Source organism: Pseudomonas sp. FJ2-5-13 (assembly GCF_029201605.1).
Classification (GTDB): Bacteria; Pseudomonadota; Gammaproteobacteria; order Pseudomonadales; family Pseudomonadaceae; genus Aquipseudomonas; species Aquipseudomonas lactis.
The window spans coordinates 1,361,120-1,383,710 of the sequence record NZ_CP104045.1; the positions used below are offsets into that span (position 1 = coordinate 1,361,120).

The following is a 22,591-nucleotide window of genomic DNA, read 5'->3' on the forward strand; positions in this document are numbered from 1 at the left end:
GCTCGGTGTGCCCGAACGCAGGCTTGAATCCGTGGGCCGCCGCCACGCGCCATCCCTGGCGCGGGGCGGCTAACCCGGCGTCCTGCCGGGTTACCCACGAATTCAAGCCTGCGTTCGGCCAGCGTGGTTTAACGGGGCGCCTAAGATCAAAAGCAGATCAAGAGCGGCTCGCTTCGCATCGTGGTTACTGTCGGCTGCGACAACCTACAAAATTGTGTAGGTACCTATGCTCATCGGGGCTCAGTCGTTGAAGTCTTCCCAGCCACCCATCTGTTTCCAGCGATTGACGATGCCGCAAAACAGCTCGGCAGTCTTCTCGGTGTCGTAGCGGGCCGAGTGGGCTTCACGCCCGTCAAAGTCGATACCGGCTGCCTGGCAGGCTTTGGCCAGAACGGTCTGACCGTAGGCCAGGCCGGCAAGGGTGGCGGTGTCAAAGCTGGAGAACGGGTGAAATGGGTTGCGCTTCATGTCCAGCCGCGCCACGGCGGCGTTCAGGAAACCCAGGTCGAAACTGCTGTTGTGGCCGACCAGGATTGCGCGTTTGCAGCCATTGGCCTTCAACGCCTTGCGCACGCCACGGAAGATATCGGTCAGCGCCGCTTCTTCACTCACCGCCATGCGCAGGGGGTGGTCGAGCTTGATCCCGGTGAATTCCAGGGCAGCGGCTTCGATATTGGCGCCTTCGAAGGGTTCTACGCGAAAGAAATGCGTGTGCTCCGGGTACACAAAGCCTTGTTCGTCCATGCCGATGGTGGTTGCGGCAATTTCCAGCAAGGCATCGGTGGCGCAGTTGAAACCACCGGTTTCTACGTCGATGACGACCGGCAGATAGCCGCGAAAACGCTCGGCCATCGGATGGCGCGAGCCGCCACCGCCGTGCTCTTGTTCGTCGTCGTAATGATCTTCACTCACTTGCTTTCCTCCAGCAGGCGCCAGCGCAGTGTTTCACCGGCGCGCAGCGGGATAACGGTCAGCTCGCCAAACGGCAGGCTGGCAGGGGCGGTCCAGTCTTCACGAACCAGGGTAATGCGGTCGGTATTCGCCGGCAGGCCGTAGAAACGCGGGCCGTTGAGGCTGGCGAAACCTTCGAGCTTGTCCAGCGCGTTACGCTGTTCAAACGCTTCGGCGTACAACTCGATGGCGGCAAACGCGGTGTAGCAGCCGGCGCAGCCGCATGCGGCTTCCTTGGCGTGCTGGGCGTGGGGCGCCGAGTCGGTGCCGAGGAAGAACTTCGGGCTGCCGCTGGTGGCGGCATCCAGCAGGGCTACCTGATGGGTGTTGCGCTTGAGGATCGGCAGGCAATAGAAGTGCGGCCGAATCCCGCCCACCAGCATGTGGTTGCGATTGTAGAGCAGGTGATGGGCGGTGATGGTCGCGCCAACGTTGGCCGACGCCTCGCTGACAAACTGCACGGCATCGGCGGTGGTGATGTGTTCAAACACCACTTTTAGCGTGGGGAACAGCTCGACCACACGACGCATGTGTTCATCGATGAAGATTTTTTCGCGATCGAACACGTCCACATCGCCACGGGTGACTTCCCCGTGGATCAGCAACGGCATGCCGACTTCCGCCATGGCTTCGATCGCCGGCAGGATCTTGTCGATACTGGTTACACCGGAATCGGAGTTGGTGGTTGCGCCTGCCGGGTACAGCTTGGCGGCGTGCACATAACCGCTGGCCTTGGCTTCGCGGATTTCTTCAGGCTGGGTGCGGTCGGTGAGGTAGAGCACCATCAACGGTTCGAAGCGGCTGCCGGCCGGTCGTGCAGCGAGGATGCGCTGGCGATAGGCGTCGGCCTCTGCGGCATTGCGCACCGGAGGTACCAGGTTAGGCATGATGATGGCACGGCCAAACGTGCGGGCCACGTCGGCCACGGTTTGGGGTAACGCAGCACCATCGCGAAGATGAATATGCCAGTCGTCGGGACGCAGCAGGGTCAGGCGGTCGGACATTGGGGATTCCAGGCGGGTCAATCTGGTGGGAATGCTACCGGAAAAGACTCTTGCAGGCACTCGCTATCAAGTTTTGCCGGATGCTACCGATATCTCCGGGTATGCCTTAACGATGTATGACGCTGTGAAGTGTTGTAGAAACCCATGGAGCCTCCCGTGCGCCAGTATTATCTAGCCCTGCTCAGTGTGTTCGCCAGCCTGCCTGCGGCGGCCCTCACGTTCCAGACACGTCTGGAGAATATTGAGTGGAAGGTAGAGGGCGATCAGTTCGAGTGCCGCTTGACCCAGCCGATCACCGATTTCGGTTCCGGTGAATTCGTACGCCGGGCGGGCGAGCAGGCCACGTTTCGTCTGAAAACCTATGGCAGCAGCCTCGGCGCCGGCTCGGCAACCCTGTTGGCCGCTGCCGCGCCGTGGCAACCGGGCCGAGGTGATATCAACCTTGGGGCCGTGCGTGTCGGCAGCGGCGACGTGCTGTTCAATAGCTCCCAGGCCCAGGCCGGTCGCCTGTTCACCGGCTTGCTCGAAGGGCGCAGCCCGACGGTGCGGCATTACGGGCGTGAAGGCGGTTACTCGGAAATTCGCCTGCTGCCGGTGAAGTTCAACAAGGCCTATAACGATTATCAGCTGTGCACCACCAAGCTGCTGCCCATGAATTACGACCAGGTCAAACAGACCGAAGTCGGCTTCCCCGGTGGCGGCATTGAGCTGGACGCGGCGGCCAAGAAGAAGTTGTCCGTGATCCTGGCCTTCATGAAAGCCGATCCCACGGTCAATCATGTCGAGTTGAATGGCCATTCGGACAACAGTGGCAACCGTCTGACCAACCGCGACGTGTCGCGCCGTCGCGCCCTGGCGGTGATGGACTACTTCAAGGCCAACGGCATCCAGGAATCGCAGATCACGATGCGCTTCCATGGCGAAAGCTACCCCTTGGCGCCCAACACCAATGCCGCCAACCGTGCGCGTAACCGCCGTGTGAATATTCAGCTTGAGCGCGTGGCCGCGCCTGAGAAACCGGCGCCCCAGGCCACTGCGCCGAGCAACCCGGCGGCTACCTCGTAAGAGCATGGGTAACTACGCAACTTCGGTATGACGCCGAAACTGTGGCGAGGAAGCTTGCTCCCGTGAAGGCCTGACAGCCGGTGCCTATCTTCCTGAGGCACTGCGATCCAAATGTGTGGCTTGCCTGCGAAGGCGGCCTAACAGTCAACACAGTTGGACCGGGTACATATCCGTTATTTAGGCTACGGCCACTTAGGGTTCCGCCCTGACGGCGGCTCACTTTCGAAAAGCGCGAAAGTAAGCAAAGCGCTCTTGCCCCACCACTCGGCACCTCGCCTAGGCTCGGTGTGCCCGAACACAGTCTTGAATCCGTGGGCCGCCGCCACGCGCCATCCATGGCGCGGGGCGGCTAACCCGGCGTCCTGCCGGGTTACCCACGAATTCAAGCCTGCGTTCGGCCAGCGTGGTTTAACGGGGCGCCTAAGATCAAAAGCCAGAGCAAGATCACAAGCAGATCAACAGCGGCTCGCTTCGCATCGTGGTTACCGTTGAGCGCTACAAGGTTGTGTAGATACCTATGCTTATAAGAGGCGACCATCGGTCGCCCACTCGACATAATCTGTCGCTTTATCTTCATTTGCTGTCGCGCCCCTGTAATTTCGCGGTTTTGATCGGTAGAATCGTCGCCTTTCCGTACAACCCCGTGGAGTGATGGCATGGCCGACGTAAACAAGGTCGTTCTCGCGTATTCCGGCGGCCTGGACACTTCGGTGATCCTCAAGTGGCTGCAGGATACTTATAACTGTGAAGTGGTGACCTTCACCGCTGACCTGGGTCAGGGTGAAGAGGTCGAACCTGCACGTGCCAAGGCGCAAGCCATGGGCGTGAAAGAGATCTACATTGACGACCTGCGCGAAGAGTTCGTTCGCGATTTCGTCTTCCCGATGTTTCGCGCCAACACTGTCTACGAAGGTGAGTACCTGCTGGGTACCTCCATCGCACGTCCATTGATCGCCAAGCGCCTGATCGAGATCGCCAACGAAACCGGCGCCGACGCCATTTCCCATGGCGCCACCGGCAAGGGCAACGACCAGGTCCGTTTCGAACTGGGTGCCTACGCACTCAAGCCAGGCGTGAAAGTCATTGCGCCGTGGCGTGAGTGGGACCTGCTGTCCCGCGAAAAGCTGATGGATTACGCTGAAAAGCACGCCATCCCGATCGAGCGTCATGGCAAGAAGAAGTCGCCGTACTCGATGGACGCCAACCTGCTGCACATTTCCTATGAAGGCGGCGTGCTGGAAGACACCTGGACCGAGCACGAAGAAGACATGTGGAAATGGACCGTCTCCCCGGAGAACGCTCCAGACAAGGCGCAGTACCTGGAACTGACTTACCGCAACGGCGATATCGTCGCGCTGGACGGCGTTGAAATGACCCCGGCCACCGTACTGGCGACCTTGAACCGTATCGGCGGCCAGCATGGTATCGGCCGTCTCGACATCGTCGAGAACCGTTACGTGGGCATGAAGTCCCGTGGTTGCTACGAAACCCCAGGCGGCACCATCATGTTGCGCGCCCACCGCGCCATCGAATCCATCACCCTGGACCGCGAAGTCGCTCACCTCAAAGACGAGCTGATGCCCAAGTACGCCAGCCTGATCTACACCGGTTACTGGTGGAGCCCGGAGCGTCTGATGCTGCAACAGATGATCGACGCCTCCCAGGCTCACGTGAACGGTGTCGTACGCCTGAAGCTGTACAAGGGCAACGTGATCGTCACCGGCCGCAAGTCCGATGAGTCGCTGTTCGACTCCAACATCGCCACCTTCGAAGAAGACGGCGGGGCCTACAATCAGGCGGACGCGGCAGGCTTCATCAAGTTGAACGCACTGCGCATGCGCATTGCTGCCAACAAGGGCCGCTCGTTGTTCTGAGTCGTGCGCCTGTTGTGAAAAATGGCCCCTTGCGCAAGGGGCCATTTTTTTTGCCTGGGTTTTTATGGGCGCTTTAAAAGCACAGCTGTTTATTATTGTTTAGCCTGTGTTTAAGGATTTTTTCGTAACTTGCGCAATTATTTTCCGTTTTTGTCATTTGTTTTTAAGTTTGAATGATTTTTTACATCTGGGGAGGAACTATGTCTGACAGAAAATTCACTCATGTAGTTGCAACGGATATGTGAATTGTTGAATTTTCTGTAGGAATTATGGAAGTGCTGAAATATGTTAAATGGAACTAATGGGAACGGTTGTTCCGGGTTGGTTTGTGCGCGTCATGGCGACAAGCAAGGGGCATTTCCTGAAAGTCTTGTGCGGCACGTTTACTTTCAGGGGCTGATGGGCACGATATTTCACTCAAAATATGTACGCGTCGAGAAAGGTCTGAAAGCAACCATAAAGCTCTATGCATCTAAGTTGGCGATTTTTTGTAGGTTAATTCCTATCTTCTTGTGGGGTGGGTCTCTGCCTGCTCTCGTTCGGGGGGGAATGCTATGCCAACTAGTAATCGACTAGGCTATTGTGTTTGCTCTAAATAATTCGAACAGCGAAATTGGACTTTCTCATGAATAAAGTGCTGATCGTGGATGATCATCCCGTCATTCGTCTTGCTGTGCGCATGCTAATGGAGCGTCATGGTTATGAGGTCGTTGCCGAGACCGATAACGGTGTCGATGCGTTGCAACTTGCACGGGAACATATGCCGGATATTGTGATACTGGATATCGGAATCCCCAAGCTCGACGGCCTGGAAGTTATTTGCCGGCTGGCTTCGACCAAGCAAGCCGTCTCGTTCAAGGTGCTGGTGCTGACGTCCCAGGCCCCCGGCCATTTTTCCATGCGCTGCATGCAGGCGGGGGCCGCCGGCTATGTGTGCAAGCAGCAGGATCTGACAGAGTTGCTCAGTGCCATCAAGGCGGTGCTTTCCGGCTATAGCTATTTCCCGAACCAGGCGCTCAATTCGGTACGCTCAACCATGGGCAATGCCAGTGAAGCCGACATGGTCGAACGTTTATCGGGGCGGGAGATGATGGTGCTACAGCAACTGGCCCGTGGCAAAACCAACAAGGAGATTGCCGATGGCATGTTCCTGAGCAACAAAACCGTCAGTACCTACAAGACGCGCTTGCTGCTCAAGCTCAATGCCCGATCCCTTGTGGACCTGATCGAACTGGCCCAGCGCAACGGCCTGGTTTAGGAGGATATTGCACCCCTTGAATACCCGTGTAACCGGCAGAAAAAAGCCTCCGTCAGGGAGGCTTCCGGCCGTCAACGGCTCGATCAGAAATCGAAGTCGTAATCGGCCAGCTGTTTTTGCAAGCGTCGCTCTTCCAGAAGATTGTCGATAGTGCGGCGTTTGCTCAAATTGGTCTTGGCCACCTCTGGCACAGGTGTTTCTACCACCTCATCGTCATCCGACGCAACGAGGTCGTCTTCCACTTCCAGGTCTTCTTTGCTGCCAGCGCTCATAAGGTCAACTCCAGGCTAAGACTGCCGTTGGGGCTCCTTATAGCGATAATCCGCGGACGGGTAAAAAAGATTTTTTCAATCGCCTGATCACAAAAACCAATGATCGCTCAATCGTCGGAGGTCTTGTCCTTGTATTCGCACAAATCTTCGATACGGCAACTGCCACAGCGCGGCTTGCGGGCCTGGCAAACGTAGCGTCCGTGCAGGATCAGCCAATGATGGGAGTCGAGCAAGTAGGGCTTGGGCACGAACTTCATCAATTGTTTTTCCACCTCAACCACATTCTTGCCCCGGGCAATGCCGGTTCGGTTGCTGACGCGGAAAATGTGCGTGTCCACCGCCATAGTCAACTGCCGGAATGCCGTATTGAGCACCACGTTCGCCGTTTTGCGGCCCACGCCTGGCAAGGCTTCCAGGGCTTCGCGGGTTTGCGGCACCTCACCCCCATGCAGCTCCAGCAACAGGCGGCACGTCTCGATCACGTTCTTGGCCTTGCTGTTATATAAGCCGATGGTCTTGATGTATTCGGACAGGCCTTCCACACCCAGGGCATAAATCGCGGCGGGTGTATTGGCTATGGGATACAGCTTGGCCGTGGCCTTGTTGACGCCGACGTCCGTGGATTGAGCCGAAAGGATCACCGCAATCAGCAATTCAAACGGTGAGGAGTAGGCCAGTTCGGTTTTCGGTTCCGGATTGTCTTCGTGAAACCTGCGGAAAATTTCCAAGCGTTTTGCGGCGTTCATAGGGGCAGGCGTTTCCTTGCAGGCGGTCGGCGTGATGTTAGCAATACACAGTGCAGTGGGTCAGCCGTTGGCCTCGGCATCCTGCAGCGTTTGCTCGGCGGCGTTCAAGGCGGTTTTCAAGGTTGCGATTTCATGCGCGTCAGCTTGCTGATCCTGAGCCTTTTTCAACGCAGCCCGGCGCATGGCCAACTGGATCTTTGCGCGCTTGAACTCGGCGCTTTTAGCGGCCGTCTTTGGTGGCTGTGGTGAGCTGTTGGCCTCCAGCACGGCAAGCGCCTGCTCGGATGCCTCGAACTGTCGCTGCAGCATAATCAATTGCGACTGCTGCTCAAAGGTCGGCGGATGCCCAAACGCTTTCAAGGATTTGTGCAACTGAGCGCGACTCATGGCGACGTTGGTTTTGGCCTGCTTGATCGCGGCGTCCTGAGCGGCCTGAGGGTTATTGACCGGGGCTACCTCCATCGGCGCTGTGCGCTTGGCTCGTGCCACGCGTTCGGCGAGCTTGCAAGCCTCTTCACGTTGCAGGCGGGCGTTACGTTGCTCGAAGCGCCGCCGCGCCCGGTCGCGTTTGAGGTCGCGTGCACGCCGTTCATCATCATTGCTGGCCAAGTCACCGACGATGGGCAAAACCTCAGCGAGCGGATGCATCTCGATGCAGTCAACAGGGCAGGGCGCAACACACAGGTCGCAACCGGTGCACTCATCGACAATCACGGTGTGCATCAGCTTGGCGGCGCCCACAATGGCGTCCACCGGGCAAGCCTGGATGCATTTGGTGCAACCAATGCATTCGGCCTCGCGGATATAGGCGACCTGGGCGGGCGCTTCTCCACGGCGGGTGTCCAGGTCCAGTACTGGCAGGCGCAGCAGTTGCGCAAGCCCGGCAATGGTTTCCTGCCCACCGGGCGGGCACTTGTTGATGGCTTCGCCTTTAGCGATGCCTTCTGCGTAAGGTTTGCAACCCGGGTGCCCGCACTTGCCGCATTGAGTCTGCGGCAGCAGCGCGTCGATACGCTGAATGAGGTTCATGCTGTGATCATAGCTTTGACGCCCGGCCCAGGGAGAAGGGCAAGCTGAGAGGCCCCGCCGTAGCGACAGCGGGGCATTTTGCAGAGGTTACTTGATGCGTTGACCCGGCTTGGCGCCGCTGTCCGGGCTCAGCAGGTAGATTTCTTCGCCGCCAGGGCCGGCCGCCATCACCATGCCTTCGGAAATGCCGAACTTCATTTTCCGTGGCTTGAGGTTGGCGATCATCATGGTCAGGCGGCCATCGAGCTTGGACGGGTCCGGGTAAGCGCTCTTGATGCCGGAAAACACGTTGCGCTGTTCGTCGCCGATATCCAGCGTCAGGCGCAGCAGCTTGTCGGCACCTTCCACGGCTTCGGCTTTGATGATCAGTGCCACGCGCAAATCCACGGCGGCAAAGGCGTCGAAATCGATTTCCGGGGAAATCGGGTCCTTGGCCAGCTCTCCATTACCCGCCGGCGCAGATTGGCCGGTATCGGTCTGGCTGGCCACCAGGTCTTCTTTCGAAGCGTCGGTCATGGCCTGGACTTTCACCGGGTCAATACGGGTCATCAGGGGCTTGAACGCGTTCAACTGATGATTACCGAGCAAGGTGGTGTGATCGTTCCAGCTCAACGGCGCCACATTGAGGAACGCCTCGGCATCGGCGGCCAGCAACGGCAGCACCGGCTTGAGGAAGATCACCAACTGACGGAACAGGTTGACGCCGGTGGCGCAGATCGCCTGGACTTCAGCCTCCTTGCCTTCCTGCTTGTTCAGCGACCACGGTGCCTTGTCGGCGATCCAGGCGTTGGCACGGTCGGCCAGGCCCATGATCTCGCGCATGGCACGGGCAAAGTCGCGGGCTTCATAAGCGTCGGCGATGCTCGGTGCGGCGGCCAGAAAGGCGTCGGTCAACTCCGGTGCGGCGTTCTCGGCTACCAGTACACTGGCGTTGCCCTTGTGGATAAACCCGGCACAACGGCTGGCGATGTTGACGACTTTGCCCACCAGGTCCGAGTTGACCTTCTGTACGAAGTCTTCCAGGTTCAGGTCCAGGTCGTCCACACCACGGCCCAGCTTGGACGCGTAGTAATAGCGCAGGTATTCCGGCGACAGGTGGTCCAGGTAGGTGCGCGCCTTGATAAAGGTGCCACGGGACTTGGACATTTTCTGGCCGTTGACCGTCAGGTAGCCGTGTACGGCGATGCCTGTCGGCTTGCGGTAGCCCGAGCCTTCAAGCATTGCCGGCCAGAACAGCGCGTGGAAGTTGACGATGTCCTTGCCGATGAAGTGGTACAGCTCGGCGGTGGAGTCCTTGCCCCAGAACGCGTCGAAGTCCAACTCTGGGGTGCGATCGCACAGGTTCTTGAAGCTGGCCATGTAGCCTATCGGCGCGTCCAGCCACACATAGAAGTACTTGCCCGGCTCGCCCGGAATTTCGAAGCCGAAGTACGGCGCGTCGCGGGAGATGTCCCACTGCTGCAGGCCACTGTCGAGCCACTCGGAGAGTTTGTTGGCCACGGCGTCCTGCAAGGTGCCGCTGCGCGTCCAGGTTTGCAGCATTTGCTGGAAATCCGGCAGCTTGAAGAAGAAGTGCTGCGAGTCCTTGAGCACCGGCGTGGCGCCGGAGATCGCTGACTTGGGGTCCTTCAAGTCGGTGGGTGCGTAGGTCGCGCCGCATTTTTCGCAGTTGTCGCCGTACTGGTCTTCGGTGCCGCATTTCGGGCAGGTGCCCTTGATGAAGCGGTCGGCCAGGAACATTTTCTTTTCCGGGTCGAAATACTGGGTCACCGAACGTTGGTCGATGTGCCCGGCTTCTTTCAACCGCAGGTAGATCTGGCTCGACAACTCGCGGTTTTCGTCGGAGTGGGTCGAATGGAAGTTGTCGAACTCCACCAGGAACTCGGCAAAGTCGGCGCTGTGTTCAGCCTGCACATTGGCGATCAGTTGTTCCGGGGTGATGCCTTCCTTTTCGGCGCGCAGCATGATGGCCGAACCGTGGGCGTCGTCCGCGCAGACATAAATGCATTGATTGCCGCGATGCTTCTGGAAGCGCACCCACATATCGGTCTGGATGTACTCAAGCATATGGCCAAGATGGATGGAACCATTGGCATAGGGCAGGGCGCTGGTGACGAGGATCTTGCGTGGCTCGGACATGGGGCTCGGCTACTTGATGAAACGGAGGTCGGCCACTATAAAGCGCCGGGAAATTTATTTCACCCCGTGACGCTGTTTCAGAATCTTCCGGAACCTCGAAAGCGTGCCGTTCAACCGTCGGAACGGTTAGGATAGCCGCCTGTTTCAGTCAGTCTTTTTTCGGGAGTAGCCCATGAGCGCCGTCAATCGCGCAGCGGTGGAAGCCGTTCTTCGCCAGTACACCGACCCCTATTTGAACCAGGACCCGGTCAGTGCCGGTTGTGTGCGCAACATCGAGGTCCAGGGCGACCAGGTGTCGGTACAGATGCAACTGGGTTATGCCGCAGGTTTGTTCAAGCGCGGTTGGGCGCAGATGCTGCAAATGGCCATTGAAGGCATTGATGGCGTGGGATCGGCCAAGGTCGAGATCCAGTGCGTGATCGCCCCGCACAAGGCCCAGGCGCAGATCCCGGGCCTGGCCAACGTCAAGAACGTGGTGGCGGTAGCCTCTGGAAAGGGCGGCGTGGGCAAATCCACCACTGCGGCCAACCTGGCTTTGGCCCTGGCCCGTGAAGGCGCGCGGGTGGGGATTCTCGACGCCGATATCTACGGCCCAAGCCAGGGCGTGATGTTCGGCATCGCCGAAGGCACACGGCCGAAGGTCAAGGATCAGAAATGGTTTGTGCCCATCGAGTCGCTGGGTGTGGAAGTGATGTCCATGGCGTTTCTCACCGATGACAACACGCCGATGGTCTGGCGCGGGCCGATGGTCTCGGGTGCGTTGCTGCAACTGGTCACACAAACGGCGTGGGGCGACCTTGACTACCTGGTGATCGACATGCCGCCAGGCACCGGTGATATCCAACTGACCCTGGCGCAGAAAGTCCCGGTGGCCGGTGCGGTGATTGTCACCACGCCCCAGGACTTGGCGCTGCTGGATGCCCGCAAAGGTGTGGAGATGTTCCGCAAGGTCAACATCCCGGTGCTGGGCGTTGTGGAAAACATGGCGGTGCATATCTGTTCCAACTGCGGGCATGCCGAGCATCTGTTCGGTGAGGGCGGGGGCGAGAAGCTCGCTACTCAGTATGGCGTTGAACTGTTGGCATCTTTGCCATTGGCGATGGAGATTCGTGAGCAGGCCGATGGTGGCAAACCTACCGTCGCGGCCGAGGCTGATGGGCAGATCGCGATGATCTATCAGGAGTTGGCCCGTCATGTGGGTGCACGGATTGTATTGCAGGAAGCGGCGGCGCCGGGGATGCCGACCATTACCGTGAGCGACGATTGATTAGGCTGTAACGGATACACGCGAAAAGTCTGACGACCAGTGGTGCTCTCGGGTTTTTCGCGAGCGAGCTCGCTCCTACAGGTGGGGCGCCAATAGGGCTTGTTGCTACTTTGCGTAATGCGCGTGTAAGCATTCGCTTACTTTTTCGTAAGTGTTTGGTTTTTTTGGCGGTTGCGTACGTCTTGAAATGACGAAGCTATTATCTATCTTATTGAAATATAACGATTATTTTCGCGAGTGAGAGCGGTAGAGTTTGTCAGACCGCTGAGGGCATCGCGTTGAACTTCCCTCGGAACGCTCTAACATCAGCCCTGTGTCCACGGATTGGCACAGCCATCAAGGAACGATGGTTTGAAGGAACGTCGCAGGATGCGATTCATCAGGATGATGAAAAGGAATACAGGGACTAGGGAAAAAATGTGGGCGGGTCATACCGCCCCTTTTTTTGCCTGTAGAAAAGTAAACGCAGGCACCCGAACGCAAAAAAGGCCCTCAAGGGGCCTTTTTTTGTTGGGCAGCGGCGCTTTAGCGCTCTAGTTGCTCAATTTTGTTGGGCTTGCCATCCCATTCAGCGGCATCCGGCATCGGATCTTTGCGCTCGGTGATGTTTGGCCACACTTCGGCCAGCTCGACGTTCAATTGAATGAACTGCTCCATGCCCGCAGGCACTTCGTCCTCGGAGAAAATCGCGACGGCCGGGCATTCTGGTTCACACAGGGCGCAGTCGATGCACTCATCCGGGTGGATAACCAGGAAATTCGGGCCTTCGTAGAAGCAGTCCACCGGACAGACTTCTACGCAGTCGGTGTACTTGCACTTGATGCAGTTGTCGGTGACGACGAAGGTCATTTCTAATTTTCTCCTCAGGCGGCGGCAGCGAAACCCCTTATGGTGGGGTTCGCGAGGTTTGAGAGCGATAGTCTGCGGACCAGGCTAAAAGCCCGCAGCATCCCAAACCGCGCGAGATTCTATCAGCTTGCAAGCGTCTGCGTTATATCCGAGTCTTCAGTGCATATAACATTTCGAGCGCTTTACGCGGCGTCAAGTCATCCAGGTCAAGCTTTGCCAACTCATCCAGCACCGGATGGGGCAGGCTGGCGAACATATCGCTCTGATGCGGCGCGGCAGGTTTCTTGCTGGTCTTGGCAGGGCTGGTGACCACGGTTTCATGGGGCAGCGCCGTGGTTTCCAGGCGGCTTAGGTGTTCACGGGCACGGGTGATCACCTCGTTCGGCACACCGGCCAACTGCGCCACGGCCAGGCCGTAGCTCTGGCTTGCCGGCCCTGGCAGCACATGGTGCAGGAACACGATGCGCTCGTTGTGCTCGGTGGCATTGAGATGCACGTTGGCCACCAGCGGCTCGCTTTCCGGCAATACCGTCAACTCGAAGTAGTGCGTGGCGAACAGCGTGTAGGCACGCAAATGCGCCAAGCGTTCAGCCGCCGCCCAGGCCAGGGACAGGCCGTCGAAGGTGCTGGTGCCGCGGCCCACTTCGTCCATCAGCACCAAGCTGCGTTCGGTGGCGTTGTGCAGGATGTTGGCGGTCTCGCTCATTTCCACCATAAAGGTCGAACGGCCACCGGCCAGGTCATCGCTGGAGCCGATCCGCGTGAAAATACGGTCCACCAAGGATAATTCGCAACTGGCTGCCGGTACGAAGCTGCCGATATGCGCCAACAACACGATCAACGCGGTCTGGCGCATGTAGGTGGATTTACCGCCCATGTTCGGACCGGTGATCACCAGCATGCGAGTATCGTCGTCCAGTGACAGGTCGTTGGCGACGAAAGGCGTGGTCAGCACTTGCTCCACTACCGGGTGACGGCCTTGCACGATGCGCATGCACGGTTCGCTGACAAACCGTGGGCAATTGAGGTCGAGGTTCAGCGCACGTTCGGCGAGGTTGCTCAGTACATCCAGTTCCGCCAGGGCGGCGGCGGTGTCTTGCAACGGCGCCAGGCGGCTGATCAAGTCCTCGAGCAAGGCTTCGTAGAGCATCTTTTCCCGCGCCAGGGCGCGGCTTTTGGCCGACAGCGCCTTGTCTTCGAACGCTTTGAGCTCGGGGGTGATAAAACGCTCGGCGCCTTTGAGGGTCTGGCGACGTTGATAATCGATAGGCGCCGACTCGGCCTGTTTGCTCGGCAGCTCAATAAAGTAGCCATGCACGCGGTTGTAGCCGACTTTCAGGTTAGCCAGGCCGGTGCGGGCTTTTTCGCGGGCTTCCAGGTCGATCAGGAACTGCCCGGCGTTTTCGCTCAGCGATTGCAGCTCATCCAGCTCGCTGTCATAGCCGGTTTTCAACACGCCGCCGTCACGAATGATCGCCGGTGGGTTGTCGATGATGGCCTTTTCTAGCAGCGCTGCGAGGTCCGGGTAAGTGCCGGCGGTGACTGCAAGCTGTTGCAGGTGCGGTGTGTCCAGTTCGGTCATTGCCACTTGCAACTGTGGCAGGGCGCTCAGGGCATCACGCAAGCGCGCCAAGTCACGGGGCCGCGCATTGCGCAGGCCGATCCGTGCCAGGATGCGCTCGATATCGCCAATCTCTTTGAGTTGCGGCTGCAATTTTTCAAAGCGGTAGCCGTCCAGCAGGCAGGTAATGGAAGACTGGCGCGCTTGCAGCACCGTTAAATCCCGCAGCGGACGGTTCAACCAACGGGTCAGCAAACGGCTGCCCATGGCGGTCTGGCAACGGTCCACCACCGATTGCAGGGTGTTATCACGCCCACCGGCCAGGTTGGTATCCAGCTCCAGGTTGCGACGGCTGGCGCCATCGAGCACCACGGTATCGTCCAGACGCTCATGGCGCAGGCTGCGCAAGTGCGGCAGGGCGGTGCGCTGGGTTTCTTTGGCGTAGCTGAGCAGGCAGCCGGCAGCGCCGATAGCCAGAGTCAGGGTTTCGCAACCAAAGCCTTTAAGGTCCTGCACCGAGAACTGCTGGCAAAGACTTTTCAGCGCCGAATCGCGCTCAAAATCCCACGGCGCACGACGCTTGGTCCCACGACGTTTCTCTGCCGGCAAGTCCTTGGGCCAATCATCCGGAATCAACAACTCCACCGGATTGATACGCTCCAGCTCCGCCAGCAGGTTCTCCCAGCCCTTGATCTCCAGCACGCTGAAGTTGCCGCTGGTGATATCCAGCACCGACAGGCCAAACAAACGCTCATCGCCCAACACCGCCGCAATCAGGTTGTCGCGACGCTCATCCAGCAACGCCTCATCACTCACCGTACCCGGCGTAATAATGCGCACCACCTGACGTTCCACCGGCCCTTTACTGGTCGCCGGGTCGCCGATCTGCTCACAGATCACCACCGACTCGCCCAGCTTCACCAGCTTGACCAGGTAGCCTTCCAGCGAGTGATAAGGAATCCCACACATCGGAATCGACTGCCCCGCCGACTGCCCGCGCGCGGTCAGGGTGATGTCCAGCAGCTTGGCGGCTTTCTTCGCGTCTTCATAGAAGATCTCGTAGAAGTCGCCCATGCGATAGAACATCAACTGATCAGGGTGCTGGTTTTTCAGGCGCCAGTACTGCTGCATCATCGGGGTATGGGAGGACAGATCGGAGGTGTTTTTACTCATTGGGTAATAGGCAAATTCGTTGAAAGTGATGGGGCAAAGGGGGCGCTTGGCCCAGCATTTTTTGCGATGGCGGCAAGGTTAACACGCGAGGTGGCGGGTTCGCAGGTTGCAAACGGCCAGGTAAAACGCAAATTAACCCAATAAAAAGCCCGGCACAGTACCGGGCTTCGAAAGGCGATGTGCAATCAAGCTCTTTTCGCTTCTGCCTTCATCATCACGAGATTCTGCTGCTTGGTCGCTTCAGTCAGAACCTCACTGTAGACGCGCTTTTTTTGATCAGATTTTGCGTCACGGATAAAGTCGGCAAAGGAGCTTTTTGCGCCTTTGGACAAGCCCAGCTTGATCGATATCATCAACGCGCTCCTGATGGTGGCCCGAGCTTAGCCGCTAGATCGGCCCGTGTATGCTGCTCGGGAATATGGTAGTCAATTTTGTCGACACCTGCTTTGTAAAGTCGTCCAGAGTTGTCGATATGCTTGATAGCAAAACCTCGCGAACGTCCCCGCTGATTAAGCGGCAAACTCGTTGCGAAGCTCATCGGGGTCGATCCATAGGAGGTCGAGACTATCACGCGATTCCAGCTCCTTTACTGGCCGAAACGTCACTTAATACATCGGTTTTATGTATAAATATGCAAATTAGCATTTGCCAACCCCTAAAACTCCCGTCACTATCCGCGCTATGCAAAAACGCAACGTTTCTATCGTCTTAAGAGAATTGCTGGACCGCGACCGGATCTCCCCCACGGAGCTTCATCGGCGCACCGGCGTGCCTCAATCCACACTGTCCCGGATCCTCAGCGGCAAGATCGTTGATCCGTCGGATAAACACATCTCCCGTATCGCCGAGTATTTCCGCGTCAGCACTGATTACCTGCGCGGGCGCGCGGCAGTCGGCGCTTTGCGTGATGACGGGCGTGACCCGATGCATTCGGAACTCAAGGACATAAGCCTGTGGGACGACGACACCCCCGTTAATGATGACGAGGTGTCGATCCCCTTTCTGCGCGAGGTTGAATTGGCTGCTGGATCAGGAAGATTCGTCATCGAGGAAAGCGAGAAGGCCAGCCTGCGGTTCGGCAAGCGCAGCCTGCGGCATAACGGTGTGCAGTTCGACCAGGCCAAGTGCGTGACGGTGCGCGGCAACAGTATGTTGCCGGTGTTGCGCGACGGCGCCACGGTAGGGGTGAATGCCGGCAAGAGCGGCATTGGCGACATCGTGGATGGCGACCTGTATGCCATCAATCACAACGGCCAGTTGCGGGTTAAACAGCTCTACCGCCTGCCTTCCGGTATTCGCCTGCGCAGCTTCAACCGTGATGAGCACCCCGATGAGGACTACAGCTTCCAGGAGATCCAAGATGAGCAGATCAGTATCCTCGGTCATGTTTTCTGGTGGGGCATGTACGCCCGCTAACCTCCACGCGTAAGAAGAAACCCGCCCATGTGCGGGTTTTTTTTCGCCCTTAGAAAACCGGCCGAGCCCAAGCCCGTAAGGCTTCCAATGCATTCATGCATTCAAAGGGTAAAAATAAATGCATTTGTGCATTGACTGTATATGCATACATGCATATTCTTCGTCTCAAGCCAGCCAACAAGGCCTGGTGGAGGCGGCAAGGATGCTGCCAAGGAAGACAAGGAAGGCACGCAACATCGGCAAGGACGCCATCGAAGCGATGGCAGGGATGCCAGGCAACACCGGCAAGGATGCCGACGCTCTTTAGTTTCAACGCTTCAACAACAGGCAGCGATGAACCGGCCTTAACGGTTCAGAGGGTTGGCAACTGACCCGGGTGTGCAGCGTAAAGCACCAGAAGCAGTTATTCGGCAGACAGGGATCGTGGTCGGAAAAACATCGAGGAAAGGACCGTACCGCGCCAGTAGCGCCGAAAGTCCGAGGACATCATTACTGAAAAGCCCGGGCGACCGGGCTTTTTGGAATGCCTACCTATCCAAGCATTTGTAAATGAAATACGGACTATTTATTGCTCAGCCAGGAGGCGTGACATGACAAATGAACAGCAAGCGTTAGCGGAAATGCCTATCTGGCTGGTGATCGTATTGGCGGTGATCGGCGGGGTCTCAGGTGAAATGTGGCGCGCCGATAAAGAGGGCGCACGTGGCTGGTCGCTAATCCGCCGGCTGGCCCTGCGTTCCGGGGCGTGCATGGTCTGCGGGGTGTCGGCCTTGATGCTGTGCTACGCCGCCGGCATGTCGATCTGGACCGCCGGCGCCATTGGTTGCCTGACCGCCATGGCCGGTGCCGACGTGGCCATCGGCCTTTATGAGCGATGGGCGGCCAAGCGCATCGGGATCAACCAAGGCTCCGGCCAGGACCCGCACTAATCGTTGCAAGGACGCGACTTAAAATGACGTTTATCGAAAAGCCATCCCAACTGCCCCAAGCCATCGGCGCGGCGCTGCATGCGGCCTTCCCGGACATCAAGGTTGGCAGTCACCAGGACTTTCAAGGCGATGCTGAACAAACCGGCGTAATGGTTACGGTCGAAGGCAATGGCCCGGGCATTCGCTCCCGTGAAGGGCGCAAGGCCCACGTTCTGGCCATTTCACTCAGGGCCATGGTCGCCCCCGGTGCATTGCCGTTCGATGCCTGCGACCTGGCCAGCCAACTGATGGACCTGGTGCTGGATAACCGTTGGAACCTACCCCAGGCACAGTGCGATTTGCCGGCGAATATCGTCGCTGCGCCCGCTGTGCGCACTTCCGTGCAAACGGACTACGACACCTGGACGGTTTCCTTCACGCAAACCCTCTATCTGGGGCCGGCGTTACTCGACGATCCCACAGGCCAACCGCTATTTGCCTGCACCTGGGACGTCTCCAACATCGACGACCCGGCCCAATACAAGCCACTGGTGGAGTAGCCCATGTTCGACGCGCTGTTACGCATGCAATTGGGACCGATCGTCGAACGCCTGGCCGAGATGGAGTCCCAGCTCGAGGACCTCTACCGCCGCGCCGAGAGCTTCTGCCGGATCGGTATTTGCCAGCAGGTCGATGCGGCCAGCAACACCTGCAAGGTCAGCCACGGTGACCTGCTCACCCCGGCGATCCGTTTTTTCAACCCCAGTGCCGGTGCACAAACCGAAACCCGCATTCCCACGGTGGGTGAGCAATGCCTGCTGCTCAACTACGGCGGGGGAGAAGGCGGTGTGCAATCCGTGGCTCTGTTCGGCCTCAACAGTGATCGCTTCCCGCCGGTCTCCAGCGTTGCGACGCTGACCCGGCGCCGGCATCAAGACGGCACCCAAAGCGACTACGACGACGCCAGCCACACCTTTAACTGGGTCAACGGCCCCACCACCTTCAGCGGTTCGCGCGAACAGGTTGACGTCAAAGTCGGCGCCGCCAGCCTGACCCTCAACGCCCAAGGCATCACCCTGCAAGTCGGCGGCACCAGCCTGTTGCTGGATGCCGGCGGCGCGCACTTCAGCGGCCCGGTGGTGGACCATCAAGGACGCGTCATCAGCCCCCGATAAGGACATCCCATGCTCGGAATCGATAGGAACACCGGGGCGGCCGTCGACGACTGGCTGCAATTTGTGCAGCGCGCCACCCGAGCGCTGACCACCCCCGTGGGCACTCGGCAAAAACGCCCGTTGTACGGCTCGCTGATCCCACAGTTGCTCGGCCAGAACCTCGGCGACGACCTGTTGATCCTCGCCCAGAGCCACGCAGCGCAGGCCTTCTACAACACCCACAACGGTATCGGCGACTTCGACCCTCAGGTCATCGTCGCCACTCGCCAAGGCGCCGGCCTGCTGTTGCGGTTTGCCGGCACCTGGAAAAACCGCCAACAATCCTTCGAGGTCGTGACATGAGCATGCTGATCCCCGGCCAGAACCAACTGGCGGAACCGGCCATCATTAAGGTCGATGAGTTCGAACCGTTGCTGGCCGAATTCAAAGCGTTTGTCATCGACTATGTCGCCACCCGCGCGCCGCAAAGCGCAGCCAAACTCCAGGTCAGCCTCGATAACGAAAGCGAACTGCTGACCCTGGCCCTGGAAGCCTTTTGCGTGCGCCTGCAAACCCATGAGCGCAAATACAACGCCCGCATCAAGCAGATGCTGGCGTGGTGGGCCACCGGCAGCAACCTCGATGCGCGCCTGGCCGATATGGGCCTGGAACGCCAAGTACTCGAGCCAGGCGACCCGGCCGCGTTCCCGCCGGTGCCGCCCACCTTGGAAAGCGACGACGACGCCCGCCTGCGCTACTACCTGGCACCCCACGCCCCAGCGGCGGGCTCGCGCATGCAGTATCGCCGCGAAGTGTTCACCTTGGGCGAGCGCCCAGCAGTGAAAGTACAAAGCGCGACGCCCGGTGTGGTCACGGTGACCTACACCTTCGACCCCGACGGCTACGCAGCCCAGGTCAAGGACGGCAACGCTCGCCGCACCGCACCGGGTGAAGTCATGGTCACCGTGCTTTCCAGGGAAGGCGACGGCACGCCATCTGCCGACTTGCTTGACGGTGTACGTCGACATTTCGCACGGCCAGATGTAAGGCCGGAAACCGATCTAGTCAGCGTCCAAGGCGCGCAGATTCAACCCTATAAAATTCGCGTGGTGGCCAAGATCAACGCCGGCCCGGACTCGGGGCTGACCCAAGTGGCGGCGCAGAAATTGCTGCAAGACTACGCCGAGTCCTGCCACCGCCTGGAAGGGCGGGTGGACCCCAGCTGGATCGACTACGCCATCCACAGTGCCGGCGCTGCGCAACTGCACATCCTCGAACCGCTGGCGCCGATTGTCAGTACCGCGTTCCAGGCCCCGTATTGCACGGGCGTCGAGGTGGAGGTGCGCACGCTATGAGTGAACCCAAAGCGAGTTTGCTGCCCGCCAACAGCTCACCGCTGGAAAAGGCGTTGGACCTGGGCTTCGGCAGATTGCTTGAGCGCGTCACCCCGCCGTTTCCGGCGCTGATGAACCCGCTGTACACGCCCAGCGAATTCCTGCCTTACCTGGCCGCCGACCGCGGCGTCAGCGAATGGGATGCCGAGGCCAGCGAAGCGGAAAAACGCCTGACCGTGGCCTTGTCCTGGCAGATCCAGCGCCAGGCCGGCACACCCAAGGCACTGAGCCATGCGGTGGAGTCATTGGGCTTCACGCCCAATATCAGCGCCTGGTACCAGCAACGTCCGCTCGGCGTGCCTTACACCTTCGACGTGCAGGCGATCATCGGGCGCAGTTGGTCCAGCGGCGATCACAACCGGCTGATCCGCCGCATCAACGCGGCAAAAAGTGAGCGCGATCAGGCGACGATCACCATCGTGCATGAGACCGAAGGCCAGCTCGCGCTCACGCAAGTGCTCGACGCGCCTTTAAGCGACGGCGAGTTCTATCTGAACGGCGCGTTGCCGGAATTGGCGCTGGTGGCTCGGCTCAACAGTGCCGGGGTTACCCAGCACTACACCATTAACGATTACGACCTCAGGGCGCAGCCATGACAGATGAAATCACGCGCCTGGTGCGCTTCACCTCCAAAGGTTTGGATGAAGTGCTGCAGGCAAAGAACCAGGGCCTCAAAGGCGAAATCACCCACATCGGCGCCGGCACCGGCCGCTACAACCCCGACGGCACGGAAGTGGCCTTGCGTGACGAGCGCCAACGGGTGGCCATCGTTGATTACGAAGACCTGGGCGAGCGCCAACTCAGGATGGCCGCGCTGTTTGATGGCGACGGCGAGTATGAGATTGGCGAGTTCGGTTTTTACCTCGCCAGTGGGACCTTGCTGGCGGTGTATTCCGTGGCGGGGAAGTTACTCACGTATAAAGCGGCGGCGGCGCGGGTGCTGCAGAAGTTTACGCTGGATGTTTCGCCGTTGCCGGCGGATAGCGTGACGATTGTGGTGGGGAGTGAGAACTTGAACCTGTTGTTGGCGGAGGAGATCGCGATTATGGCCGCGGCTTCGGTTGGCAATATGTCCCGCCACGTTGATTTGATGTTTCGGGTTATGCATCTTGAAGCGAAGTAGTAGCACTGACAAAAGTGCTGGAAAGATTAACTGACAGGGAGTTGATGATGGGACTTGAAACGACTATCACGAAGGTTGTGGATGCATGTAACAAGCTTACGGAGACGGTTACCAACCAAATTGGGAAGATTGATGCGCGGGTAGAGGCTGCTTCGAGTCAGTTTACTGCTTGGCGTAACAGTGTGCAGGCTAAGGATATTAATGGCCGTGCGCTTTATAAACAGGATATTGACCTCACTGGATTGTCCACCGAGGTGTTTTATCCCGTTTGGTGGACTATGCCTGGTAACGAGGCGGGTGAAACAGAAATTACCGTCTCGCGGGTATTTTATCGAGACAGTGACAAAGCACCCTTCGGTGAGGGAGTTTATCACATCGCTGGCTTGAACTTGCAACTCGAGGGCGTCGGGTATATATGGAACGGTGATGCTAACTTCCTAGCTATCAAGCGCATCTCCCAGACTTACCGTGAAACGGTGAGAGGTGTTTCGTTTGGCATGGTTTGTACAGCACGTGCCGTTACTGGGCTCAAGCCCATGTACTTGGGTTTGGTCGCTGGACAACTAACGAATGCTCCGCAGTTTTCTGGGATGTACCTGAGGGGTGGGCTGAGCTATACCATCACCAAAACATTTGATTATCCTGTTAATTACAGCAAGTTAGACACTGAAGTGATTATGAAGGATGACGTTAACGCCGATTGGGAAGTTCGTTGGGCGGTGAAACCTTATTCCTTGGCTCAGGCAGAGGTTGCGCTCGGTAAAACCCTCGAAGAGAAGCGTTTGGCTTATTCCCACGATAACGACGTTCGCTATACCGCCAAGGTTTAAGGAGTGATCAAATGACTTTGTTTATCGAAAAGTTGGTAACCCCTGCGGGCGACTCGTTGATCAACGTACCCGCCAGCCCGCAGACCCTCAAAGGTCTGGGCTTTAGCGATGAGGCCGCTCAGACGCTGATCGAGAACGCCACGTCCGCAGCCGCGCTCGCTAGCACTATTGCTGCCCGCCGCTCTGCCTATGTCAGCGAAGCTGACCCGATGTACCTTGAATGGCAATTCGACGGTACAGCTGAAAAGGAAAAAGAGTGGCGAGCCAAAGTAGCCGAAATCAAAGCGCGTTTCCCATTACCTGAAGATAAGTAATAAACCACCGCGAAAGCGGTTTTTTTTTCGCCTCCCCAAAGCCCCTCCCCGCAGGGGCTTTTGCATTTCCCATCCGGAGATTTCCACCCATGCCCACCCGCCAAACCTACACCGTCCTCATCCCATTCCCCATCGGCAACGGCCATTGGTCCACCGCCGGCGAGGAGCTGGAACTGCTCGACGTCGAAGCATCCGCCCTGCGCACCGCTGGCCGTCTGGAACTGACCAGCGTCCTCAACTCCACCCCCAAGAAGGCTGAATAAC

24 protein-coding genes are annotated in these 22,591 nt (G+C 58.5%); 15 read left to right on the forward strand and 9 right to left on the reverse strand.

Translation table 11 applies throughout. From position 1 onward, the window contains the following. Positions 1–240: 240 nt before the first annotated feature. Together rnt and pyrC are read right to left on the reverse strand one after the other, a co-directional pair. Positions 241–912, reverse strand: coding sequence for a ribonuclease T (gene rnt / locus N2A98_RS06005; protein ID WP_003188980.1), 672 nt, complete (start codon positions 910–912; stop codon positions 241–243). After that, positions 909–1,955, reverse strand: a complete 1,047-nt coding sequence (gene pyrC / locus N2A98_RS06010) for a dihydroorotase (RefSeq protein WP_032893318.1) — start codon at positions 1,953–1,955, stop codon at positions 909–911. Before pyrC ends, rnt begins: the two co-directional genes overlap by 4 nt. A 156-nt stretch (positions 1,956–2,111) precedes the next feature. On the opposite strand from pyrC, the gene N2A98_RS06015 reads away from it, so the two are divergent. The 3 genes from N2A98_RS06015 (at position 2,112) to N2A98_RS06025 (ending at position 6,152) form a co-directional block, all read left to right on the forward strand. Then, the gene (locus N2A98_RS06015; protein WP_044272152.1) at positions 2,112–3,020 is read left to right on the forward strand and encodes an OmpA family protein; all 909 of its coding nucleotides are present in this window, start codon (positions 2,112–2,114) and stop codon (positions 3,018–3,020) included. A gap of 656 nt (positions 3,021–3,676) precedes the next feature. Next, on the forward strand, positions 3,677–4,894 hold the full coding sequence (locus N2A98_RS06020) for an argininosuccinate synthase (protein WP_003188984.1): 1,218 nt from the start codon (positions 3,677–3,679) through the stop codon (positions 4,892–4,894). A 625-nt stretch (positions 4,895–5,519) separates the two neighbouring features. Next, positions 5,520–6,152, forward strand: coding sequence for a response regulator transcription factor (locus N2A98_RS06025; RefSeq protein ID WP_003188986.1), 633 nt, complete (start codon positions 5,520–5,522; stop codon positions 6,150–6,152). A gap of 83 nt (positions 6,153–6,235) precedes the next feature. Here N2A98_RS06025 and N2A98_RS06030 read toward each other — a convergent pair whose 3' ends face one another. The 4 genes from N2A98_RS06030 to metG all read right to left on the reverse strand — a co-directional run bounded on the left by N2A98_RS06030 (position 6,236) and on the right by metG (position 10,338). Further along, the gene (locus N2A98_RS06030) at positions 6,236–6,424 is read right to left on the reverse strand and encodes a hypothetical protein (protein WP_044272159.1); all 189 of its coding nucleotides are present in this window, start codon (positions 6,422–6,424) and stop codon (positions 6,236–6,238) included. 107 nt (positions 6,425–6,531) lie between these two features. Further along, positions 6,532–7,170 (reverse strand): endonuclease III, encoded by a 639-nt coding sequence (gene nth, locus N2A98_RS06035; protein ID WP_044272162.1) that lies wholly within the window; start codon positions 7,168–7,170, stop codon positions 6,532–6,534. 60 nt (positions 7,171–7,230) lie between these two features. Next, positions 7,231–8,199, reverse strand: a complete 969-nt coding sequence (gene rsxB, locus N2A98_RS06040) for an electron transport complex subunit RsxB (RefSeq protein ID WP_275623148.1) — start codon at positions 8,197–8,199, stop codon at positions 7,231–7,233. An 87-nt stretch (positions 8,200–8,286) separates the two neighbouring features. Then, positions 8,287–10,338 (reverse strand): methionine--tRNA ligase, encoded by a 2,052-nt coding sequence (gene metG / locus N2A98_RS06045; RefSeq protein ID WP_047712700.1) that lies wholly within the window; start codon positions 10,336–10,338, stop codon positions 8,287–8,289. A gap of 172 nt (positions 10,339–10,510) precedes the next feature. Between metG and apbC the strand changes: the two genes are divergently transcribed. Continuing rightward, the gene (gene apbC, locus N2A98_RS06050; RefSeq protein ID WP_044272168.1) at positions 10,511–11,605 is read left to right on the forward strand and encodes an iron-sulfur cluster carrier protein ApbC; all 1,095 of its coding nucleotides are present in this window, start codon (positions 10,511–10,513) and stop codon (positions 11,603–11,605) included. A 525-nt stretch (positions 11,606–12,130) separates the two neighbouring features. Here the strand turns inward: apbC and fdxA are convergent. The 3 genes from fdxA to N2A98_RS06065 all read right to left on the reverse strand — a co-directional run bounded on the left by fdxA (position 12,131) and on the right by N2A98_RS06065 (position 15,541). Further along, positions 12,131–12,454 (reverse strand): ferredoxin FdxA, encoded by a 324-nt coding sequence (gene fdxA / locus N2A98_RS06055; protein ID WP_003172109.1) that lies wholly within the window; start codon positions 12,452–12,454, stop codon positions 12,131–12,133. A gap of 142 nt (positions 12,455–12,596) precedes the next feature. Beyond that, positions 12,597–15,188: a DNA mismatch repair protein MutS gene (mutS, locus tag N2A98_RS06060; protein WP_078466714.1), complete on the reverse strand. Its 2,592-nt coding sequence runs from the start codon at positions 15,186–15,188 to the stop codon at positions 12,597–12,599. A gap of 185 nt (positions 15,189–15,373) precedes the next feature. Next, positions 15,374–15,541: a hypothetical protein gene (locus N2A98_RS06065; RefSeq protein ID WP_167422741.1), complete on the reverse strand. Its 168-nt coding sequence runs from the start codon at positions 15,539–15,541 to the stop codon at positions 15,374–15,376. 319 nt (positions 15,542–15,860) lie between these two features. Between N2A98_RS06065 and N2A98_RS06070 the strand changes: the two genes are divergently transcribed. The 11 genes from N2A98_RS06070 to N2A98_RS06120 all read left to right on the forward strand — a co-directional run bounded on the left by N2A98_RS06070 (position 15,861) and on the right by N2A98_RS06120 (position 22,590). Further along, on the forward strand, positions 15,861–16,604 hold the full coding sequence (locus N2A98_RS06070) for an XRE family transcriptional regulator (RefSeq protein WP_169855582.1): 744 nt from the start codon (positions 15,861–15,863) through the stop codon (positions 16,602–16,604). Between the two features lie 590 nt (positions 16,605–17,194). After that, entirely contained in the window at positions 17,195–17,533 is a 339-nt protein-coding gene (locus N2A98_RS06075) for a phage holin family protein (RefSeq protein ID WP_003189007.1), read from the forward strand. Positions 17,534–17,556: 23 nt separating this feature from the next. After that, positions 17,557–18,072, forward strand: coding sequence for a hypothetical protein (locus N2A98_RS06080; protein ID WP_275623149.1), 516 nt, complete (start codon positions 17,557–17,559; stop codon positions 18,070–18,072). Between the two features lie 3 nt (positions 18,073–18,075). Further along, complete coding sequence (locus N2A98_RS06085; RefSeq protein WP_275623150.1) at positions 18,076–18,687, forward strand: phage baseplate assembly protein V; 612 nt, start codon at positions 18,076–18,078, stop codon at positions 18,685–18,687. Between the two features lie 9 nt (positions 18,688–18,696). Then, positions 18,697–19,029: a phage baseplate protein gene (locus N2A98_RS06090; protein ID WP_032893295.1), complete on the forward strand. Its 333-nt coding sequence runs from the start codon at positions 18,697–18,699 to the stop codon at positions 19,027–19,029. Continuing rightward, positions 19,026–20,021, forward strand: a complete 996-nt coding sequence (locus tag N2A98_RS06095; RefSeq protein ID WP_275623151.1) for a baseplate J/gp47 family protein — start codon at positions 19,026–19,028, stop codon at positions 20,019–20,021. Before N2A98_RS06090 ends, N2A98_RS06095 begins: the two co-directional genes overlap by 4 nt. Further along, a complete protein-coding gene (locus tag N2A98_RS06100; protein WP_069557384.1) occupies positions 20,018–20,656 on the forward strand; it encodes a phage tail protein I in 639 nt (212 codons plus the stop codon). The genes N2A98_RS06095 and N2A98_RS06100 overlap by 4 nt, the downstream gene beginning before the upstream one ends. Then, the gene (locus tag N2A98_RS06105) at positions 20,653–21,183 is read left to right on the forward strand and encodes a tail fiber protein (RefSeq protein WP_044272189.1); all 531 of its coding nucleotides are present in this window, start codon (positions 20,653–20,655) and stop codon (positions 21,181–21,183) included. The genes N2A98_RS06100 and N2A98_RS06105 overlap by 4 nt, the downstream gene beginning before the upstream one ends. A gap of 47 nt (positions 21,184–21,230) precedes the next feature. Further along, entirely contained in the window at positions 21,231–22,013 is a 783-nt protein-coding gene (locus tag N2A98_RS06110; protein WP_044272190.1) for a hypothetical protein, read from the forward strand. An 11-nt stretch (positions 22,014–22,024) separates the two neighbouring features. Then, entirely contained in the window at positions 22,025–22,327 is a 303-nt protein-coding gene (locus N2A98_RS06115) for a hypothetical protein (RefSeq protein ID WP_082239702.1), read from the forward strand. An 89-nt stretch (positions 22,328–22,416) separates the two neighbouring features. Further along, positions 22,417–22,590 carry a hypothetical protein gene (locus tag N2A98_RS06120; RefSeq protein ID WP_003189022.1) on the forward strand — a complete coding sequence of 58 codons (174 nt, stop codon included), beginning with the start codon at positions 22,417–22,419 and terminating at the stop codon, positions 22,588–22,590. Position 22,591 lies beyond the last annotated feature (1 nt).

Excerpts from the sequence above, each read along its gene's own strand:
- N2A98_RS06020 (WP_003188984.1), top strand. The coding sequence starts at position 3,677 with ATGGCCGACGTAAACAAGGTCGTTCTCGCGTATTCCGGCGGCCTGGAC.
- rsxB (WP_275623148.1), bottom strand. The coding sequence starts at position 8,199 with ATGAACCTCATTCAGCGTATCGACGCGCTGCTGCCGCAGACTCAATGC.
- N2A98_RS06075 (WP_003189007.1), top strand. The coding sequence starts at position 17,195 with ATGACAAATGAACAGCAAGCGTTAGCGGAAATGCCTATCTGGCTGGTG.
- N2A98_RS06080 (WP_275623149.1), top strand. The coding sequence starts at position 17,557 with ATGACGTTTATCGAAAAGCCATCCCAACTGCCCCAAGCCATCGGCGCG.
- fdxA (WP_003172109.1), bottom strand. The coding sequence starts at position 12,454 with ATGACCTTCGTCGTCACCGACAACTGCATCAAGTGCAAGTACACCGAC.
- N2A98_RS06095 (WP_275623151.1), top strand. The coding sequence starts at position 19,026 with ATGAGCATGCTGATCCCCGGCCAGAACCAACTGGCGGAACCGGCCATC.
- N2A98_RS06115 (WP_082239702.1), top strand. The coding sequence starts at position 22,025 with ATGACTTTGTTTATCGAAAAGTTGGTAACCCCTGCGGGCGACTCGTTG.
- pyrC (WP_032893318.1), bottom strand. The coding sequence starts at position 1,955 with ATGTCCGACCGCCTGACCCTGCTGCGTCCCGACGACTGGCATATTCAT.
- N2A98_RS06120 (WP_003189022.1), top strand. The coding sequence starts at position 22,417 with ATGCCCACCCGCCAAACCTACACCGTCCTCATCCCATTCCCCATCGGC.
- N2A98_RS06030 (WP_044272159.1), bottom strand. The coding sequence starts at position 6,424 with ATGAGCGCTGGCAGCAAAGAAGACCTGGAAGTGGAAGACGACCTCGTT.
- nth (WP_044272162.1), bottom strand. The coding sequence starts at position 7,170 with ATGAACGCCGCAAAACGCTTGGAAATTTTCCGCAGGTTTCACGAAGAC.
- N2A98_RS06025 (WP_003188986.1), top strand. The coding sequence starts at position 5,520 with ATGAATAAAGTGCTGATCGTGGATGATCATCCCGTCATTCGTCTTGCT.
- apbC (WP_044272168.1), top strand. The coding sequence starts at position 10,511 with ATGAGCGCCGTCAATCGCGCAGCGGTGGAAGCCGTTCTTCGCCAGTAC.
- N2A98_RS06100 (WP_069557384.1), top strand. The coding sequence starts at position 20,018 with ATGAGTGAACCCAAAGCGAGTTTGCTGCCCGCCAACAGCTCACCGCTG.
- metG (WP_047712700.1), bottom strand. The coding sequence starts at position 10,338 with ATGTCCGAGCCACGCAAGATCCTCGTCACCAGCGCCCTGCCCTATGCC.
- N2A98_RS06065 (WP_167422741.1), bottom strand. The coding sequence starts at position 15,541 with ATGATATCGATCAAGCTGGGCTTGTCCAAAGGCGCAAAAAGCTCCTTT.
- N2A98_RS06110 (WP_044272190.1), top strand. The coding sequence starts at position 21,231 with ATGGGACTTGAAACGACTATCACGAAGGTTGTGGATGCATGTAACAAG.
- N2A98_RS06090 (WP_032893295.1), top strand. The coding sequence starts at position 18,697 with ATGCTCGGAATCGATAGGAACACCGGGGCGGCCGTCGACGACTGGCTG.
- N2A98_RS06085 (WP_275623150.1), top strand. The coding sequence starts at position 18,076 with ATGTTCGACGCGCTGTTACGCATGCAATTGGGACCGATCGTCGAACGC.
- mutS (WP_078466714.1), bottom strand. The coding sequence starts at position 15,188 with ATGAGTAAAAACACCTCCGATCTGTCCTCCCATACCCCGATGATGCAG.
- N2A98_RS06105 (WP_044272189.1), top strand. The coding sequence starts at position 20,653 with ATGACAGATGAAATCACGCGCCTGGTGCGCTTCACCTCCAAAGGTTTG.